This is a genomic window from Lolliginicoccus lacisalsi, assembly GCF_014841105.1.
In the GTDB taxonomy this organism is placed as follows: Bacteria; Actinomycetota; Actinomycetes; order Mycobacteriales; family Mycobacteriaceae; genus Lolliginicoccus; species Lolliginicoccus lacisalsi.
Genome location: NZ_JACYWE010000002.1, coordinates 276,071 through 291,738, shown reverse-complemented (window position 1 = coordinate 291,738; position 15,668 = coordinate 276,071). Strand labels below are relative to the sequence as shown.

Here is a 15,668-nt window from a genome sequence, read left to right as displayed (position 1 = left end):
GGTCCGTGTGTATTCGGCGCCGCGAGCGGGCAGTATTGGTTGCTGTGACCGTTGTCCCAACGCGGGGCAACCAGGTCGTGAGGCGCAGCGCCAGCTAGACGGGGCCCAGCTAACCGGGGCCCAGCCAACCGATGCCCAGTAGGCGTGCCCCAGCCGGTTGTGCCCCAGCCGGTTGTGCCCCTGCCGGTAGTGGTCCAGCCGGTAGTGGTCCAGCGAGGGTGGTCCAGCGCAGCGAGCGCAGCCCGCCGCATGGCGCGAGCACCATATGGTTCCCAGTATGGGCAGCAGTGAAAGGAAAAGGACAATCCCGACTCATAGTGCGACCGAGAACACAATCGTCTGGTTCCGCCGCGATCTGCGGCTCGTCGACCTCCCGACGCTGCTCGCCGCCGCCGATTCCGCCCGCAACGCCCTCGCGGTGTTCGTGCTCGATCCAGCATTGATCAAGCCTTCCGGCGTGCGCCGCCGCACCGCCCTCATCGCGTGCCTCAACAGCCTCGACGAAGCACTCGACGGACGACTCCTCGTGGTCCGTGGCAACCCTGTCGAGATCATCCCGGACCTCGCGCGGCGCATCGAAGCGACCCAGGTGCACATCAGCTCGGACCATGGCCCGTACGGCACCCGCCGCGACGCGGCCGTCGAGCAGCACATCCCGCTCGTTCGTACCGGCTCGCCGTTCGCCATCGCGCCCGGCCGCATCGTCAAGGACGACGGCACTGCCTACCGCGTGTTCACGCCGTTCTACAAGCGGTGGCTGGATCATGGCTGGCGCGCCCCCGCGAGCACCAGTGCCAGCACCAACTCCTGGATTGATCCCGCTGCGGTCACGGGTGTCGAGCGCGCGGAGCTGCCTGCCAATGTCAAGCCTGTCTGCCCGGTCGGCGAGCACGCGGCACGGGAGCAGTGGGACGAGTACCTCGCCAATGGTGTCGATCAGTACAAGGAGCACCGCGACCGCCCGGATCTCGACGACACCACCCGCATGTCCGTCCACCTCAAATGGGGCACCATCCACCCCCGCACCATGCTCGCCGACCTTCGCGACCACGACAGCGACAGCGCGCGCGAGCTCCGCCGCCAGCTCGCGTGGCGGGACTTCTACGCGGACGTGCTCGCTCGCGAGCCCCGCTCGGCCCGCCACAACCTGAACCCGGACTTCGATCGCATGCCGATCAGCACGGACACCCCCGAGGCGCAGGTGCTGCTCGCTGCGTGGAAGGCCGGGCGCACCGGGTATCCCATCGTTGATGCAGGAATGCGACAGCTCCTCCACGAGGGCTGGATGCACAACCGCGTGCGCATGATCGTCGCGTCGTTCCTCGTCAAGGACCTGCATCTGCCGTGGTGGTGGGGCGCGCGGTTCTTCATGCGGCACCTGGTCGACGGCGACCTGCCTGCCAACCAGCACGGCTGGCAGTGGGTCGCGGGCTCCGGCACGGACGCTGCTCCGTATTTCCGCATCTTCAATCCCATCACGCAGGGGCAGCGCTACGACCCCCAGGGTGACTATGTGCGCCGCTGGGTGCCCGAGCTACGCGAAATTCCCGGCAAGGAAGTCCACACCGTGGGCCAGCGCGGCATCGAAGTGCCCGGCTATCCCGCGCCCATCGTGGACCATGCCGTCGAGCGTCGCGAGGCCCTCGCCCGCTACGAGCACGTCAAGCAGGCCCGCTGAGCCAAGTTGCCCGGCGGATCGTGAAGATCTGGCCACGTGCCGCGTAGCTGATCCTTCACGATTCGCTCATGCTGGTCCCGTCGCCACTCCCGCTGCTCGCCGCCGCCCCCACTGCTGCGGAGTGCCGACCCTCCCGCGGGATTCGGATGCGCAGCGTGAGCCGGGCGCCGCCGAGCGGGCTGGTGGTGATGAACGCGCGGCCACCGTGCAGCTCGGCCTGCTGCGCGACGAGGGACAGGCCCAGCCCGGATCCGGAGCTCGTGGTGTTGGAGCCGCGGCTGAATCGCTGGAACACCGATTCCCATTCCTTCATCGGAATGCCGCAGCCGTTGTCGTCGATGGTGATGTCGAAGTAGTGGTTGCGCTGCGGCTTGGTGGCGAGCTGCACGATGGTGGCCCGGCCATGCTTGATGGCGTTGGTGATGGCGTTGTCGAGGCAGAGGCGCAGGCCCGCGGGCAGGCCGCGCATGGTGACGTTGTCGACGTCGCCGAGCTCGATGGAGGCGGGGGGGTGGATGCGACTGGCCTCGTGGACGACGCGATCGAGGAGGTCCGGGATGTTGACGTCCTCGTAGTCGGCCTTGCGGGCGAGGTCACCGGCGGCAAGGCGCTCGAGCGCCTTGAGGGTCTGCTCGATGCGGGTGATAGAGCTCAGCGTCTCGGCGATGATGGCACGCCGGTCCTCCGGCGGCGGGTCAAGGGTATCGAGCACCTCGAGGTTGGTGCGCAGCGCGGTCAGCGGGGTGCGGAGCTCGTGGGCGGAGACCGACGAGAAGTCGCGGGCAGTCTCGAGGGCATGGTTCTTGCGGCGTTGCTCGCGGGTGATGCGGGCGAGCATCGAGGAGATGGCGCGCGAGAGCTCCTCGGCCTCGGTGGCGCCGGTGATGATCGGGATGGGGCGAAGGTCGTCGGCGGTGATGCGGCGGGTCTGCTCGGTGAGCTGGCGCAGCGGGCGGACCGCGAAACCAGCGAACAGCCAGCCGAGGGCGGCGGCGGCGGCGATGGCGAGCATGGAGACGATGACGGTGAGCCGTCGCTCGGCGTTGATCTGCTCGACGGTGGTGGCGGTGGGGGAGGCCACGGAGAGGAAGGCGCGAGGGTCCTCGACGAGCGTGACGGTGAGGATGCGGTACTCCTCGCCCTCGATGGTGAGGGTGGCGAGGCCGTCGGGCAGCCGGGGGATCTTGACGCTGCGGGCGGCGATGAGGATCCGGTCAGCGTGGTAGGTGGCTTCGAAGCCCTCGGGCAACTGGGTGCGGGCGGCGAAGAGCGAGTTGGCGGAGATGCTCGCGGCGATCGAGGTGACGGCACTGAGGTGCTGGTCGAGGGTGGCGTGCTTGTCCGTGCCGATGCGGTACCACATGAAGGAACCAACGGTAGCGACGATGATGGTGGCGCCGAGGGCCGAGGCGATGGCCACCCGGGTGGCCAGGGAGAACGACGGCAGCCTCGAGGTGCCGAACCAGCGCGCTAGCTGGTGGGTGAGGCGTTGCAGCGCGGTCCTGGTCATCGATGCGGGGCCCTAGGGATCGGTGGTCGTCGAGAAGGTGCTCATTCGGTGCGGAGGATGAATCCGATTCCCCGCACGGTGTGCAGCATGCGTGGCGTGCCGTCGGCCTCGAGCTTCTTGCGCAGGTACCCAACGAACACATCGACGACGTTGGTGTCGGCGGTGAAGTCGTAGCCCCATACGATCTCGAGCAGTTGCTTGCGCGACAGTACCGCATCCTTGTGCTGGACGAGGGTGGTGAGCAGCTCGAACTCCCGCTTGGTGAGGTCGAGCTCGCGCTCGTTGCTCGTGGCCCGGCGAGCGGTGACATCGATGGCGATGGGGCCCGCGGCGAGGGTCTCGCGCGGCGCGGAAGGGACGTCCGTGCGGCGCCGCAGCATCGCGCGGACGCGGGCGACGAGCTCCCCGAGCGCGAAGGGCTTGGTGAGATAGTCGTCGGCGCCGGCCTCGAGCCCAGCGATGCGGTCGTCCACGGAGCTGCGGGCGCTGAGCACGCAGATCGGCACGTCGCTGCCCATGGCGCGCAGCGCGGTGACGACGCTGACGCCGTCGAGCCGGGGCATGGTGACGTCGAGGATCACTGCATCGGGCTGGTACTCGCGGATGCGGCGCAGCGCGATCTCGCCATCCTCGGCGGTGGTGGTGTTGAACCCGGACAGGCGCAGGCCGCGTTCGAGGGACGCGAGGATCTCGGCGTCGTCATCGACGATCAGCACCAGCGCGGACTCGGGCATGTCGTCATAGTGCCAGTTTTCTCCCGATTCTCACAGTGCGTTGGATTGGGCACCTGTGGCTGGTCGGCCCGCGTGCCCCGTTCAGCCGGTGGGCAGCCCGAACTCGCGGTAGCGGCGCAAGCGCGCGGCATGGCGCTGCTGCGGTGGCCTCAGCGCGAGCTCCCGGATCTCGCGGGCGATGGCGGCGGCGACCCGCTGGCTGAACGGGATCGGCTCCTGCGCGGCATCGGGGACCTCGGGGATGATGGCGTCGACGATGCCGGAGCGCATCAGATCGCGCGAGCGGATGCCCTGCTGCGCGGCGATGTCCGCGGCGCGCCCGGTGCTGCGATACACGATCGCGCTGGCCCCCTCCGGCGGCAGTGGCGCGAGCCAGCCGTTGAGCGCGCACAGTACCCGGTCGGCCGGAAGCATGGCGAGCGCGCCGCCGCCGGTTCCCTGGCCTAGCAGCACCGACACGGTGGGGCAACGCAGTGTGACCAGTTCGGCGAGGCAGCGAGCGATCTCCCCGGCCAGGCCGCGTTCCTCGGCGTCCTTGGACAGGGCAGCACCCATGGTGTCGATGATCAGCACCAGCGGCAGGCGCAGTTCCTCCGCGAGCCGCATTCCGCGCCGGGCCTCGCGCAGCGCGGCAGGACCGAACGCGTCGCTGTCGGCGGAGACGGCGCGATCCTGCGCCAGCACCACGCAGGGGGTGCCGGAGAGGCGGGCCAGGTACAGCAGCATGGAGCGATCCGACTCGCCCTGGCCAGTGCCGCTCAATGGGGTCAAGGTGGTGGCGCCGTGGCGCAGGACGCTGCGCGAGCCGGGCCGGATGGGGCTGCGGGATGCCAGCACGGATTCCCAGGCGGGAATGTCGGGCAGCTCCTCGATCAGCGGCGCGGGCTCGAACCGGTCCGGCAGCTTCGGCGTGCCACCGAGCACGCGCAGCACCCGGTCGAGGATCGGGCGCAGCCACCGCACCGGCACCACGCCGTCGATGACGCCACGCTGGTACAGGTTCTCCGACGTCTGCACGCCCTCGGGGAAGGTCGCCCCGTGCAGCGATTCATACACGCGCGGGCCGAGGAAGCCGACGAGCGCGCCAGGCTCGGCGACGGTCACATGGCCGAGGGAGCCCCACGAGGCGAACACCCCGCCAGTGGTGGGATGCCGCAGGTAAACCAGGTAGGGCAGGTGCGCTTCCTTGTGGATCTTGATGGCCGCGGCGATCTTCACCATCTGCAGGAACGCGACCGTGCCCTCTTGCATTCGGGTGCCGCCCGAGGTGGGGGAGGCCAGCAGGGGAAGGCGCTCCGCGGTCGCTCGCTCGATGGCCGAGACGATGCGTTCCGCCGCGGCGACGCCCACCGAGCCGGCGAGGAAGCCGAACTCGCACGCGATCACCGCGACACGACGTCCGCGGATGCGTCCCTCGCCGGTGACCACCGACTCATCGAGGCCGGACTTCTCGCGCGCCGCCTCGAGGTCGGCCCGGTACTGCTCGGACATCGCGACCTGGACGGGCTCGGTGTCCCAGGACATGAAGGATCCGAGGTCGAGGACGTTGTCGCACAATTGCATGGACGTGGTCACTGTGGGCATGGCGATACGCTCCCGGGGCCGGTGGGCATCGGTTCTTGGCCGCAACGCTACCGCCAATCCGCATGCGCGAGCGGGCGAAACAGGATCCTTCGGGCGATTGCGCCCGAGGTGGAATCCACTGCGGCACGCACGCGTTGACCAAGCCGTGAATGTTCCCAACGTGCGACTCCAAGATGGCCACACCATCCCCCAGCTCGGATACGGCGTCTGGCAGATTCCGGACGGCCAGGCCCAAGAAGCCGTGGCGACAGCGCTCGCGACCGGCTACCGCCACATCGACACCGCCCGCATCTACGACAACGAGGCCGGCACCGGCCAGGCGATCCGCGAATCCGGCATCCCCCGCGACCAGGTCTACGTCACCACCAAGCTGTGGAACGACGACCAGGGCCGCGACCGTGCCCTCCGAGCCTTTGACGACAGCCTCGTCCGGCTCGGCCTCGACCACATCGACCTCTACCTCATCCACTGGCCCAAGCCGGCCGAAGGGCTCTACACCGAGACGTTTGCTGCGCTCCAGCAGCTCAAGGCAGAGGGCAAGGTGCGCTCCGTCGGTGTCTCCAACTTCCAGATCCCCCACCTCGAGCGGCTCATCGAGGCCACCGGCGAGGTGCCCGTCATCAACCAGATCGAGCTGCACCCCCGGTTCTCCCAGCCCGAGCTGCGCGAGTTCCACGCCCGGCACGGCATCGCCACCGAGGCGTGGAGTCCGCTCGGGCAGGGCCAGATCCTCCAGGACCCCGTCCTCACCGGGATCGCCACCGAGACCGGGGCCACCGTCGCGCAGGTCATCCTGCGCTGGCACCTCCAGCTCGGCAACGTCGTCATCCCCAAGTCCGTCACGCCCGGACGCATCAAGGAGAACTTCGACATCTTCGGCTTCGAGCTCACCGATGAGCAGGTCGACCGCATCACCGCGCTCGACGTCGCGGACGGGCGCATCGGTCCCGACCCCGACACGTTCTAGGTCATCACCGCCCCCCCCCGCCCGCAGCCCCCGGCGCCACGAGGACCGGGGGCTGCGTCGCGTCCCGGGCGGGCGCCCGCAGTAGGGTTCAAGGAACAGGGCCCGCGAAGCTTCGCGCAACGAGGACCGCGAACCACGAACGAACGAGGTAGGAATGCTCGGGTACAGCCGTGACCAGGACGTCGTGACCATTGAGCTGCAGCGCGAGGACCGCCGCAACGCGCTCAACACCACCATCTGCACCGGCATCACCGAGATGGTGCGCGAGGCCGAGGAGACCGGCGCCCGTGCCATCGTCCTCACCGGGCGCGGCGCCGCGTTCTGCGCCGGAGCCGACCTCGGCAGCGCAGCCTACGACCGCGACTTCATCGGCTCCCTCTACGCCATGCTCCACGCACTGCAGCACACCCCCTTGCCCGTGATCGCGGCGGTCAACGGGCCGGCCATCGGCGCAGGGGTGCAGCTCACTGTCGCAGCCGACCTGCGCGTGGTCGCCGAGGACGCCTACTTCATGGTGCCCATCGCCAAGCTCGGCCTCGCCATGGATAACTGGACCATCAACCGCCTCAGCGAGCTCGCTGGCGGATCCTCCGCCCGCGCCATGCTCATGGCCGCCGAGCCGCTCGCCGCCGACCAGGCCCTCCAGTGCGGGCTCGCCAACCGGCACGGGGACCTCGCCGTCGCGCAGCAGTGGGCCGCCGAGATCGCCCAGCTCGCGCCACTGACCATCCGCCACCTCAAGCTCGTGTTCAACCACACGCCCCAGAGCGAGCCCACCGCCGAGCAGCAGGCGGCCCACCGCGCCGCGTGGGCCAGCTCCGACGTTGCCGAGGCCCGCCAGGCCCGCATGGAAGGCCGCCGCCCCACCTTCACCGGCGACTAGGGGGTTCCGGCGGTGGCTGCGTGGCCTCCGTGCTCTGGTGGTGTCCGCTCTGGTGGTGTCCGCTCTGGTGGTGTCCGCGCTGGTGGTGTCCGCTCTGGTGGTGTCCGCTCTGGTGGAAACTTTTCCCGCTCCACGGGGGAAAAGTTTCCACTCCGGCGGCGGGGGGCGGCCCAGCGGCGGGATTCCGCGGGCGGCGCCAGCAGGCCCAGCGGGTCGTGGCACCGCGCCCGGAAGTGTGCGGTTTTGCGCCCGGATCACCACGTTCGAGGGTGCAACAGTGAACACAACCGGTGGGCGCGTTCTCCCGAGGAGCGCTAGCCCCGGCTCCGCTTGCGCACCACTGCGAGGGCAATGGCACCACCGATAGCGCCGATGATCGCGCCCGTCAGGAAGCCATCGGTGAGGCTGCCTGCGACGCCGCTCGCGCCGGAGTAGGTGCTGCGCAGATGGATCGCAATGCTGATGATCGCGGCGATGACCAGCGTGAAAGCGAGGATCGCACGGGCACCGAGGCGGGTGCGTGCCATGGGGTCGACGTTCAGGGCGCTCGCGTACAGCATGGTGCACCAAGAGATCGCCCCGACGACAACGAGGATGCCCATCGCTATCCAGGTTCCGGTGCTGCCCGCGATCCAGGGAAGGGCGACGGCTGCGACGAGGCCGGACCACAGCATCAGCTGGAACCCCGCGGCAGAGGCTTCGTTCCACACGTCGCGGTCGCGTTCCTCGCTGTAGAACGGGCTCTCGAAGTCGCCAATGGCGTGCATGGCGCGGATGAACACGGAGTTGCTCATGGGGCTTCCTCGATGGTGGGGAGTGGGAACAGGGATTCCACGTCGGCATGGAGGGCGCGCGCGATCCGCAGGGCCAGCCACACGCTCGGGCTGTATTGCCCACCCTCGATCGACACGATCGTCTGGCGGCTCGTCCCGCACGCGTGGGCAAGATCGGCCTGGGTGATTCCCGCGGCGATGCGCTGTTCCCGCACGGCGGTGGGGTGTGATTCGCGAGGCACACTTCAAGTAAAGAGAACTTGACATCGGATGTCAAGAAAAGTTGTCATCGCGAGGTGGGGTTACCCGGCGACGCGCTGTTCCCGCACGGCGGTGGGGTGTGAGCTGGTGGCCCGGGAGCTGCTGGCTGACGAGCGAGGATGCCGCGTTGGTGGAAGATTTTCCCGCTCCACGGGGGAAAAGTTTCCACTCGGACGGAGCGCGGCGGATTGGAGCGCGGCGAACCGGCGGCCAGGGACTGATCGGGCAGCGACGCGACGAGAAGCGACGCGACAAAGAGCGGAGCTGCGGCCGAGTGTGGCTGCGAGCCAAGGGCAGTGGTCGCGCGCGGGCGTTGCCGTACCGGGTCCAATGTCTCGCCACAACCCCTCAACGTGCGGCTTTGGTCGGGGATGCACTATGTTGAGCAAGTACGCGATTCGGCTGAGGAGTAGAAATGCGGTTGTTGGGAAAGTTGTCTGCAGCGGGTGCCGGAGTCGCACTTGTTCTTGCTGGGGCTGCCCCGGCCGCGGCCGATCCGCTGGGTGATCTGTGGGACTCGTTGAACCTGCCAGGTCCGGCTCCCGTGATCGAGCTGCCGGAGATCCCGGTGCCGCCCAATGGCTCCGAGGGCCTCCTCCCGCCAGCGCCTCAGGCTCCTCCCGCGCCGCCCGCGCCCTCAGCGCCGCAGCCGCCCGTTGCCACGCCGCAGACCAACCAGGTGATCGGCGAGTTCACCACGAGCGGCTTCGCGGCCGACTCGGGCGTGAACATCCGTCGTGTTGCCGAGCAGGTCAATGGGGCTGTCGTGGCTCCGGGCGCGGTCTTCTCGCTCAACGGCTACACCGGCCCGCGCGGAACCGCGCAGGGCTACATCGAAGCCGGCGTGATCTCCAACGGTCGCCCGGGCAAGGCCATCGGCGGCGGCATCTCCCAGTTCGCCACCACCTTGTTCAATGCCTCGTACTTCGCGGGCATGCAGGACGTGGAGCACCACGAGCACTCCTACTACATCTCGCGCTACCCGGCCGGGCGCGAGGCCACCGTCTGGCAGGGAGTGCTCGACGTGAAGTTCCGCAACACCTCGCCCAATAGCGTGCGCATCGAGGCCTTCGCCAACGCCAGCTCCGTCACCGTGCGCATCATCGGCACCAAGACCGTCAACGTCGAATCCGTGAACGGTGGCCGCTGGAACTACACCCAGCCCGGGACCATCACCCTGGCCGCCGGACCCAACTGCATCCCCACCAACGGATCGCCTGGCTTCACCACCAGCGACACCCGCATCATCCGCAACGCCGGCACCGGTGCCGAGATCTCCCGCAACACCCGCACCGTCGTCTACGACCCGCTGCCCACCGTCTACTGCCGCTAGCAGCGGCGTGAACTGGCCTGCCTCCTCCGGGAAGCAGGCCAGTTTCATCTGCGCGGCGGGCGCGGCGGGCGCGGCGGGCGCGGCGGGCGCCGGGGTCTGGCACCGCGCCGTTCCGGACCTCGCATGTGTTACCGAATGCCCCCTCGGACGGCCCGTGGGTTCAGGGGGTGGATGCAAAACCGCACACATCCGCTGGCTCCCGGAAGCGGGCGCGGGGACCGCGGGCGCGGGCGCGGGGACCGCGGGCGCGGGCGCGGCTATCCGCCCTGGAAGAACACGCGGGTGTCATCGAAGCTGAAGCTCTCCTCGATGAGGATGACTCCGCCCGCGACGGCTTCGGACGGCACGGACCAGCACTGGTTGGCCTCGCGGGTCGCGCCCGGGAACTGCTCGTTGACGTCGCTGATCGGCTCGGGGAAGACGCCGCAGTAGTCGTTGGAGCCATGGGCGTAGGCGTTGCCGTCCGCTCCGACGTACTTGGTGGTGAGGTCGAGCCAGGGGGTGCCGGACTCGTCGCCGGTGTAAGTGAGCGAGAGCCGGGCCATCACGAACTGGCGGCCGGGAACGGGCTCATCGTTGAACGGATTCTGGGCAAGCACGATGGGTGTCGCGTCCGCGGTGACCGATACGACGTTGACCTGCCAGTCAGGTCCGAGCTCGACAGTGGTGCCGACCGGGATCGGGTTGCCGCGCGTGCCGAACGCGGTGCTGGTGCTGCCTTCCGGCTCGCTGGCCGGAGCATCAGCGGCGGGCTCGGCGCCCGGGGCGGAAGCAGCGGGTGCATCCTCGACGGCGCGGGTTCCGGAGCCATCGGCCGGGGTGGTGGCGCAGCCGGTGAGGAGCACGGCGAGCGCGAGGGCCGCCGATGCGGTGGGGAGGGTGTTCTTCATGGTGTCCTACTTTCTTCTGGATGGTCTTGCGGTGTTCGCGTCGCGCAGGGCCGCGGCGCAGCGGTGGGCGTAGGGATCAGTCCTGTTCGCCGATGGCGCGGCGCCGGTCGTCGGCGCTGAATCCGGTGGGGGATCCAGGGGTGCTGCGGGACCGTTCGACGTAGTCGGACAGCAACTCCATCGCATCCTCCACTCCGTCGGGGTCGGCGCTGTAGGTCAGCGAGCGATCGGCGTGGAAGCCGAGGTCGCGGCCCACTTCGACGGCATCGAGGTTCGCGCCAAGGAAGACGAATTCCCAGCCGTGGTTGTCCTGCTGCCCGGAAACGAGGTCCCGGACGCCTTCGACGGTCCAGGTGTTGCTGGCGTTCTCGTGCCCGTCGGTGATCACGACCACGATCACCTTGTCGGGCCCGGTATCCGCGTGCATGGTCTCGGCGCGGTGGAGCTCGTCGCGGATCTCGGTGACGAAGCGGCCGAGGGCGTCGAGGAGGGCGGTGAGCCCGCGAGGCTGGAGGTTCAGGCCGGTGACCTCGCTGGCGGGGATGGGCGGGAAGACGTCCTCGTAGTGGGTGTCGAACTGCGACAGGGTGACGAGGGCGGTGCCGGGCAACTCTGCCTGCTTGGCGATGAGCGCGGCGAAGCCAGCTTCCATGTCCTTCTTGATCGTGGCCATCGATCCGGAGCGGTCGAGCAGTACGGCGATGAGGGGCGTGCCGGGGTTTGCCATGGGGTTTCCTTCGGTCGGGTCAAGCGGGCTGGGTTCAGGCGGGCTGGGTTCAGGCGGGCTGGGTCAGGCGGGCTGGGCCACGAGCAAGTCGCTGGCGATGGTGTGGCTGATGGCGCGCAGAGCTTCCGGGGTGGCGTTGGCGGTGCGGCAGCGGCGGGTGGCGACGGCGAGCCGGTGGGCGGCCTCGTTGAGGCTGTGCCCGTTGTGCCCGCGCACCCAGGAGATCTCGATGCGTCGGCCGTTGCGCTTGCTCGTGATCCGCTGGACGAGCCTGCGAGTGGAAGCGTTGCTGATGCGGTGCAGGTTGGCCTTCTTGCCCAGGGCGCGGACCGCGTGCTGGTTGTCGCTGAGGATGCGCAACGGAAGGTCGCGGGGCGCGGAGTCGATGGCCAGCTCGATGGCGGCGAGCTCGGCGTGGAAGGTGTCGGCGATGGCGGGGAGGAACCTGGTGGCGGTGCGGCCCTCGGCATCGATCGCGGCGATTCCCGCGCCTGGTCGCAGCTTGTCGATCGAGGCGTCGGTTCCGATCAGCAGGACAGTCTGCCTGGCGTGGTGCTCGCGCAGGAGGGCCTCGTGGTGGGCGGCGATGGAGCGCATCGCGCGAACGGTGGCCTCGCTGAGCTTCTGGCGCTCGACGCTGCGGGTGAAGCTCCCCGACATTGTCGCGAGGGGGAACGATTCCGCGGCATCGCGCAGCAGCGATTGCAGCGCGGGGTTGTGGATGTGCAGGGAGATCTCCCCGTCCGCGGCCTGGATGGCCTCGTACAGCCCGGCGAAGCAGTTCAGGCCGGCCAGCGCTGTGGCGTTCTCGACGGCGCGGCCCTGCGTTCCGGGCAATCGCGCGCTCGTCACATGGGTGGTCAGGTGCGCGCCGTCGGTCACAGCGGCGACGGCCCACGCGGGGGGGGCGATCGACTCGCCGGTGAAGCAGGGGGCGTGGAAGGTGCGGATGACGGCACGCCAGCGCGGTGCTCCCTGCGGCAGCGGGGCGGGCGCGATCCGGCCGGTGAGGCCACGGCGGACAGTGTTGGTGAGGACGGACCAGCGGACGGGCATGGCGGATTCCTTTCTGAGGGCTGAGGGCTGAGGGCTCGGGGCTCAGGGCACGGGGCGGGCTCTAGGTGTCGTGGATCGACGAGAGGTGGTGGCCGCGGCAGCGGTGGCAGAAGTAGGCGTCGTACTCGTCGGCGTTGGTGAGCGACTCGATGGTGCGCAGGGCATCGGCGCGGGTCTGGTAGCGGACCTTGCTGCCGCAGACGGGCGGTGGTCGAGGTGGAGGGTGGTTCATGGCGACTCCTTCTTCTGGTGCCGACCTAGACTGACGCATACGTCTGACAGTTCTGAATCAACTGACTGATAACCCGGTTATCACCAAATGGACGTAACTTACTCAGGTGGAGGCTAGGCTGGTTGCATAGAACCGCCATCGAGACCCCGCCGAGGAGACCAAGCCGTGCCGCTCGAGAGGCCGACCCTGTCGCTATCCCGCATCGCCACACTCGCCCAGGTGCAACGGCCGGTGGTCCCGGTGTGGCGCACGAGAAGCACCGGGAGCAGTACACCGTCCCCGCAGCCCGTGCGCGCCGAGGGACAGGGCGAGCTGTTCGACGCCCGCGAGGTGAGCGAGTGGCTGCGCGCCACAGGAAGGGGCAACAACCCCACAGCGCCGGAGGATGCGGTCGCGTTCGCGGAACTGGCGGGAAGCGGGGGCGTCGAGGATCAGGTGATGTTCCAGGCGCTCACGGCGTTGCTGTGCCTGAAAGTGGCAGTGGGCGAGCAGCTCGGGGATCTAGGCACCGAAGAACTGCTGGATCTCGCTGACGATGCCGATCCAGACGATGCCTACCTGTATCGCGAGATCGCGGCCGTCGACGATCTCGCCCCCGCGCTCGCCGCATGGGCCGACCAGGCCGCGAGTGCCGCTTACAGTCCCGTCGCAGCGATGGAGCGATTCATCGGGCGGCACATCGAGCTCGCCACGCCGCGCGATCCGGCGGTGGCGCTCACCGACCACGCCGCCGCGGTACTGGCACGCGTCGCGCACGCGGCGAGCGGGGGAGCGACCACCGTCGTGGACCCCACGCCGGGCGGGTCGGACCTCCTGGTGGCCTGCAACGCTGCCGCGGCGGGCGCGGGCGTCACCGCGCGAACCGTGCAGCGCCAGGACCCGGCGTCCCGACTGGCCCGACGCCGATTGCGGGCGCATGACATCCACTGCCAGGCGCTGCTCGTTGACGGGGACGGCGCGTTCCAGGCCCCCGGCGATGCGCTGGTCGTTGCTCACCTGCCCGCGCCGTCCGCGCCGACGATGGACCGCGACGCGATGCTGCGGGCCGTGGACGAGATCGCGCTGCAACTCACGGAAGGCCAGGTCGCGCTCGTGGCGGCCCCGGCCAGCGTCCTCGCAAAGCCGCTGAGCGGACCCAGCGACGAGATCCGATCGGGACTGCTGCGCTCAGGCAGCGTCCGCGCCATCGTCGCCCTGCCCAAGGGATGGGTACGCACCACCCCGCAGGAACACCTCACCTTGTGGATCCTCGCGCCAACGCCTCGCGGGACAACCCCTGAACAGCGCTACGTGCTGACCGCCGACATGGCCAACGCGCGCTTCGACGGGGCCGACCTCGAATACCTGCTGACCGATCTCGAGGCAGGGCTGCGGGCACCAGCCCTCGCGCACGCCCACGCGTTCCGCTTCAGCCGACTCGTCAGCTTGCCGTCGCTGCTCACCTATCGCGGCGACCTCACCGACACCGGAGCCCCGACGCCGCGCGATCCCATCACCGGCGACGAGGTGGCCAAGCGCCTCAACACGCTCACCCGGGCCTTCACGGAACAGAACAGCCGATCGGTGATGATCGACATCCCGGTAGGGCGCGCAACGGCGGGGCAGCGGCCGCCCACTGCCACCATCGGCTGGCTGATCACCGAGAAGATCCTCCGGCCGGTGCCGGGAACCCGCCTCGACCCCGGCCACATCGGTGCCACCGGAGGCGTGCGCATCATCGGGTGCGACGAGCTCACTGGACGCCGCCCGCTCGGCGAACGCACCATCGACGCCGCCCGGTTCGCGCTTGAGTACCCCAACGCGCGCTACACCGAGCCAGGTGACATCGTCTTCGCCACGAGTCCGCGCATCGCCGCAATCGTGGACTATGAGGGCACCAGCGTTGTCGAGGCCCCCGCCCGCGTGCTGCGCCTCGCGGCGAAACAGCCCGTCGACCAGCGGGGAGTACTGCTGCCCGGAGTCGTCGCCGCCGGCATCAACACGCAGCCGCCTCATGCCAAGAACGTGCGCGCTTGGCCCGTCCGCTACACGCCCCCCGACCAGGCCGACGAGCTAGAGCGCCACCTGCGCCGCATCGACAACGAGCAGCACGCGCTCCGGCAGCAACTCAGCCTCCTCGCGCAGCTCGCACACACCGCATACGATGGCGTGACCCGCCGCAGCATCGCGCTCGCGGGGGACTAGGTAGTGCCCGGGGCCTGGAGCACAGATGCGACAAACGCGGGGTGCGGGTTCTCCAGCACCATCGCCGATCCATCCACGAGGAGCTCGGCCCCGAACAGGTTCTTCGCCCGCGCTGAGCGGAGGGAGACGATCCCGCCCCAGATCAAAAGGATCCCCGCGAACAAGGGAAGCATGAAGATCCGCGGTGTGTCGGCCATTCCAGCACCAATCCAGAACGCGATCAATGCCGCAATCCCCAGCAGGACGAACGCGATGGCACGCCAGTAGAAGAATTGCAGGCGTGCGACGCAACGGTCACACATCGCGAAATCCGCATGGAGCCAGGCCTTCCCGCGCATCCGCTGCTCCGCCCGGTGAAAAACCGTGCGAAAAGGGACCTCCCAGATCCCGAAGCTTGGCCGGGGATAGGACTCGACCACGAACTCATGGCTCCGCGATGACGATTGCCCGTGCGGCACACAAACCGCAGGAAGGCTGGTGACAAGCTCGTACGAGCCCGGAGCGATATCCGGATAGCGCTTGTAGCGGTGCTCACGGTCTTCCCGTGTCAGGCGCGTCCGCTCGATCGCTCGAATCGGAATGGCGCACGCCCCCGTGCCGTTGAATGTTTCCCCCATTGGCCGAGTATGCGGGAGCGGGGTTGCGAGGTGCAACGCTAGGCCGTGCAACGAGCGTCCCGCTTGACGCCTCCTGGCTTCTCGCCCCGGGTCCTGGGCTCGTGCCCCGTGTTGTGGCCTCGGAAGTGTTACCTGGTGCACCCACATCCGGCCACGCGAGGGTGCGAAATCGCACACGACCGGGGTCTGGTCACGGAGGTTCGCCCGCCTGGCCCTCGCCATCTGGCGGGAAAACGTGC

Annotated in this window: 14 protein-coding genes and 1 pseudogene; 5 read left to right on the top strand and 10 right to left on the bottom strand. The window is 69.1% G+C overall.

The annotated features are described in order from the left end of the window. Positions 1-277 precede the first annotated feature (277 nt). Positions 278-1,678 (top strand): cryptochrome/photolyase family protein, encoded by a 1,401-nt coding sequence (locus HT102_RS04810; protein ID WP_192038264.1) that lies wholly within the window; start codon positions 278-280, stop codon positions 1,676-1,678. Between the two features lie 55 nt (positions 1,679-1,733). Here HT102_RS04810 and HT102_RS04805 read toward each other — a convergent pair whose 3' ends face one another. The 3 genes from HT102_RS04805 to HT102_RS04795 form a co-directional block, all read right to left on the bottom strand. Next, positions 1,734-3,188 carry a HAMP domain-containing sensor histidine kinase gene (locus HT102_RS04805; protein WP_192038263.1) on the bottom strand — a complete coding sequence of 485 codons (1,455 nt, stop codon included), beginning with the start codon at positions 3,186-3,188 and terminating at the stop codon, positions 1,734-1,736. A 41-nt stretch (positions 3,189-3,229) separates the two neighbouring features. Then, positions 3,230-3,922 (bottom strand): response regulator transcription factor, encoded by a 693-nt coding sequence (locus HT102_RS04800; RefSeq protein ID WP_192038262.1) that lies wholly within the window; start codon positions 3,920-3,922, stop codon positions 3,230-3,232. An 81-nt stretch (positions 3,923-4,003) separates the two neighbouring features. Continuing rightward, the gene (locus HT102_RS04795) at positions 4,004-5,506 is read right to left on the bottom strand and encodes a carboxyl transferase domain-containing protein (RefSeq protein ID WP_192038261.1); all 1,503 of its coding nucleotides are present in this window, start codon (positions 5,504-5,506) and stop codon (positions 4,004-4,006) included. A gap of 160 nt (positions 5,507-5,666) precedes the next feature. Here HT102_RS04795 and HT102_RS04790 point away from each other — a divergent pair, with 160 nt between their 5' ends. Together HT102_RS04790 and HT102_RS04785 are read left to right on the top strand one after the other, a co-directional pair. Further along, on the top strand, positions 5,667-6,473 hold the full coding sequence (locus HT102_RS04790; RefSeq protein ID WP_333473285.1) for an aldo/keto reductase: 807 nt from the start codon (positions 5,667-5,669) through the stop codon (positions 6,471-6,473). Between the two features lie 154 nt (positions 6,474-6,627). Beyond that, positions 6,628-7,356: an enoyl-CoA hydratase gene (locus HT102_RS04785; protein WP_192038260.1), complete on the top strand. Its 729-nt coding sequence runs from the start codon at positions 6,628-6,630 to the stop codon at positions 7,354-7,356. A 314-nt stretch (positions 7,357-7,670) separates the two neighbouring features. Here HT102_RS04785 and HT102_RS04780 read toward each other — a convergent pair whose 3' ends face one another. Together HT102_RS04780 and HT102_RS04775 are read right to left on the bottom strand one after the other, a co-directional pair. Continuing rightward, entirely contained in the window at positions 7,671-8,150 is a 480-nt protein-coding gene (locus HT102_RS04780; protein ID WP_192038259.1) for a DUF2029 domain-containing protein, read from the bottom strand. Then, the gene (locus tag HT102_RS04775) at positions 8,147-8,371 is read right to left on the bottom strand and encodes a helix-turn-helix transcriptional regulator (protein ID WP_192038258.1); all 225 of its coding nucleotides are present in this window, start codon (positions 8,369-8,371) and stop codon (positions 8,147-8,149) included. The genes HT102_RS04780 and HT102_RS04775 overlap by 4 nt, the downstream gene beginning before the upstream one ends. A gap of 692 nt (positions 8,372-9,063) precedes the next feature. On the opposite strand from HT102_RS04775, the pseudogene HT102_RS04770 reads away from it, so the two are divergent. Further along, a pseudogene (locus HT102_RS04770) lies at positions 9,064-9,723 on the top strand (VanW family protein); the annotation flags it as partial. A gap of 257 nt (positions 9,724-9,980) precedes the next feature. On the opposite strand, the gene HT102_RS04765 reads toward HT102_RS04770, so the two are convergent. The 4 genes from HT102_RS04765 to HT102_RS04750 all read right to left on the bottom strand — a co-directional run bounded on the left by HT102_RS04765 (position 9,981) and on the right by HT102_RS04750 (position 12,628). After that, entirely contained in the window at positions 9,981-10,613 is a 633-nt protein-coding gene (locus tag HT102_RS04765) for a hypothetical protein (RefSeq protein ID WP_192038256.1), read from the bottom strand. A gap of 76 nt (positions 10,614-10,689) precedes the next feature. Continuing rightward, positions 10,690-11,340 (bottom strand): vWA domain-containing protein, encoded by a 651-nt coding sequence (locus HT102_RS04760; RefSeq protein WP_192038255.1) that lies wholly within the window; start codon positions 11,338-11,340, stop codon positions 10,690-10,692. Between the two features lie 63 nt (positions 11,341-11,403). Continuing rightward, positions 11,404-12,396 carry an RNase H family protein gene (locus tag HT102_RS04755; protein ID WP_192038254.1) on the bottom strand — a complete coding sequence of 331 codons (993 nt, stop codon included), beginning with the start codon at positions 12,394-12,396 and terminating at the stop codon, positions 11,404-11,406. 61 nt (positions 12,397-12,457) lie between these two features. Continuing rightward, positions 12,458-12,628, bottom strand: coding sequence for a hypothetical protein (locus tag HT102_RS04750; RefSeq protein WP_192038253.1), 171 nt, complete (start codon positions 12,626-12,628; stop codon positions 12,458-12,460). A 165-nt stretch (positions 12,629-12,793) separates the two neighbouring features. Here HT102_RS04750 and HT102_RS04745 point away from each other — a divergent pair, with 165 nt between their 5' ends. Further along, positions 12,794-14,812, top strand: coding sequence for a hypothetical protein (locus HT102_RS04745; protein WP_192038252.1), 2,019 nt, complete (start codon positions 12,794-12,796; stop codon positions 14,810-14,812). Here the strand turns inward: HT102_RS04745 and HT102_RS04740 are convergent. After that, positions 14,809-15,429, bottom strand: a complete 621-nt coding sequence (locus tag HT102_RS04740) for a hypothetical protein (protein WP_192038251.1) — start codon at positions 15,427-15,429, stop codon at positions 14,809-14,811. The genes HT102_RS04745 and HT102_RS04740 overlap by 4 nt on opposite strands. Positions 15,430-15,668 lie beyond the last annotated feature (239 nt).

Coding starts and splice junctions, on each gene's coding strand:
- HT102_RS04810 (WP_192038264.1), top strand. CDS start 278: ATGGGCAGCAGTGAAAGGAAAAGGACAATCCCGACTCATAGTGCGACC.
- HT102_RS04805 (WP_192038263.1), bottom strand. CDS start 3,188: ATGACCAGGACCGCGCTGCAACGCCTCACCCACCAGCTAGCGCGCTGG.
- HT102_RS04800 (WP_192038262.1), bottom strand. CDS start 3,922: ATGCCCGAGTCCGCGCTGGTGCTGATCGTCGATGACGACGCCGAGATC.
- HT102_RS04795 (WP_192038261.1), bottom strand. CDS start 5,506: ATGCCCACAGTGACCACGTCCATGCAATTGTGCGACAACGTCCTCGAC.
- HT102_RS04785 (WP_192038260.1), top strand. CDS start 6,628: ATGCTCGGGTACAGCCGTGACCAGGACGTCGTGACCATTGAGCTGCAG.
- HT102_RS04780 (WP_192038259.1), bottom strand. CDS start 8,150: ATGAGCAACTCCGTGTTCATCCGCGCCATGCACGCCATTGGCGACTTC.
- HT102_RS04765 (WP_192038256.1), bottom strand. CDS start 10,613: ATGAAGAACACCCTCCCCACCGCATCGGCGGCCCTCGCGCTCGCCGTG.
- HT102_RS04760 (WP_192038255.1), bottom strand. CDS start 11,340: ATGGCAAACCCCGGCACGCCCCTCATCGCCGTACTGCTCGACCGCTCC.
- HT102_RS04755 (WP_192038254.1), bottom strand. CDS start 12,396: ATGCCCGTCCGCTGGTCCGTCCTCACCAACACTGTCCGCCGTGGCCTC.
- HT102_RS04750 (WP_192038253.1), bottom strand. CDS start 12,628: ATGAACCACCCTCCACCTCGACCACCGCCCGTCTGCGGCAGCAAGGTC.
- HT102_RS04740 (WP_192038251.1), bottom strand. CDS start 15,429: ATGGGGGAAACATTCAACGGCACGGGGGCGTGCGCCATTCCGATTCGA.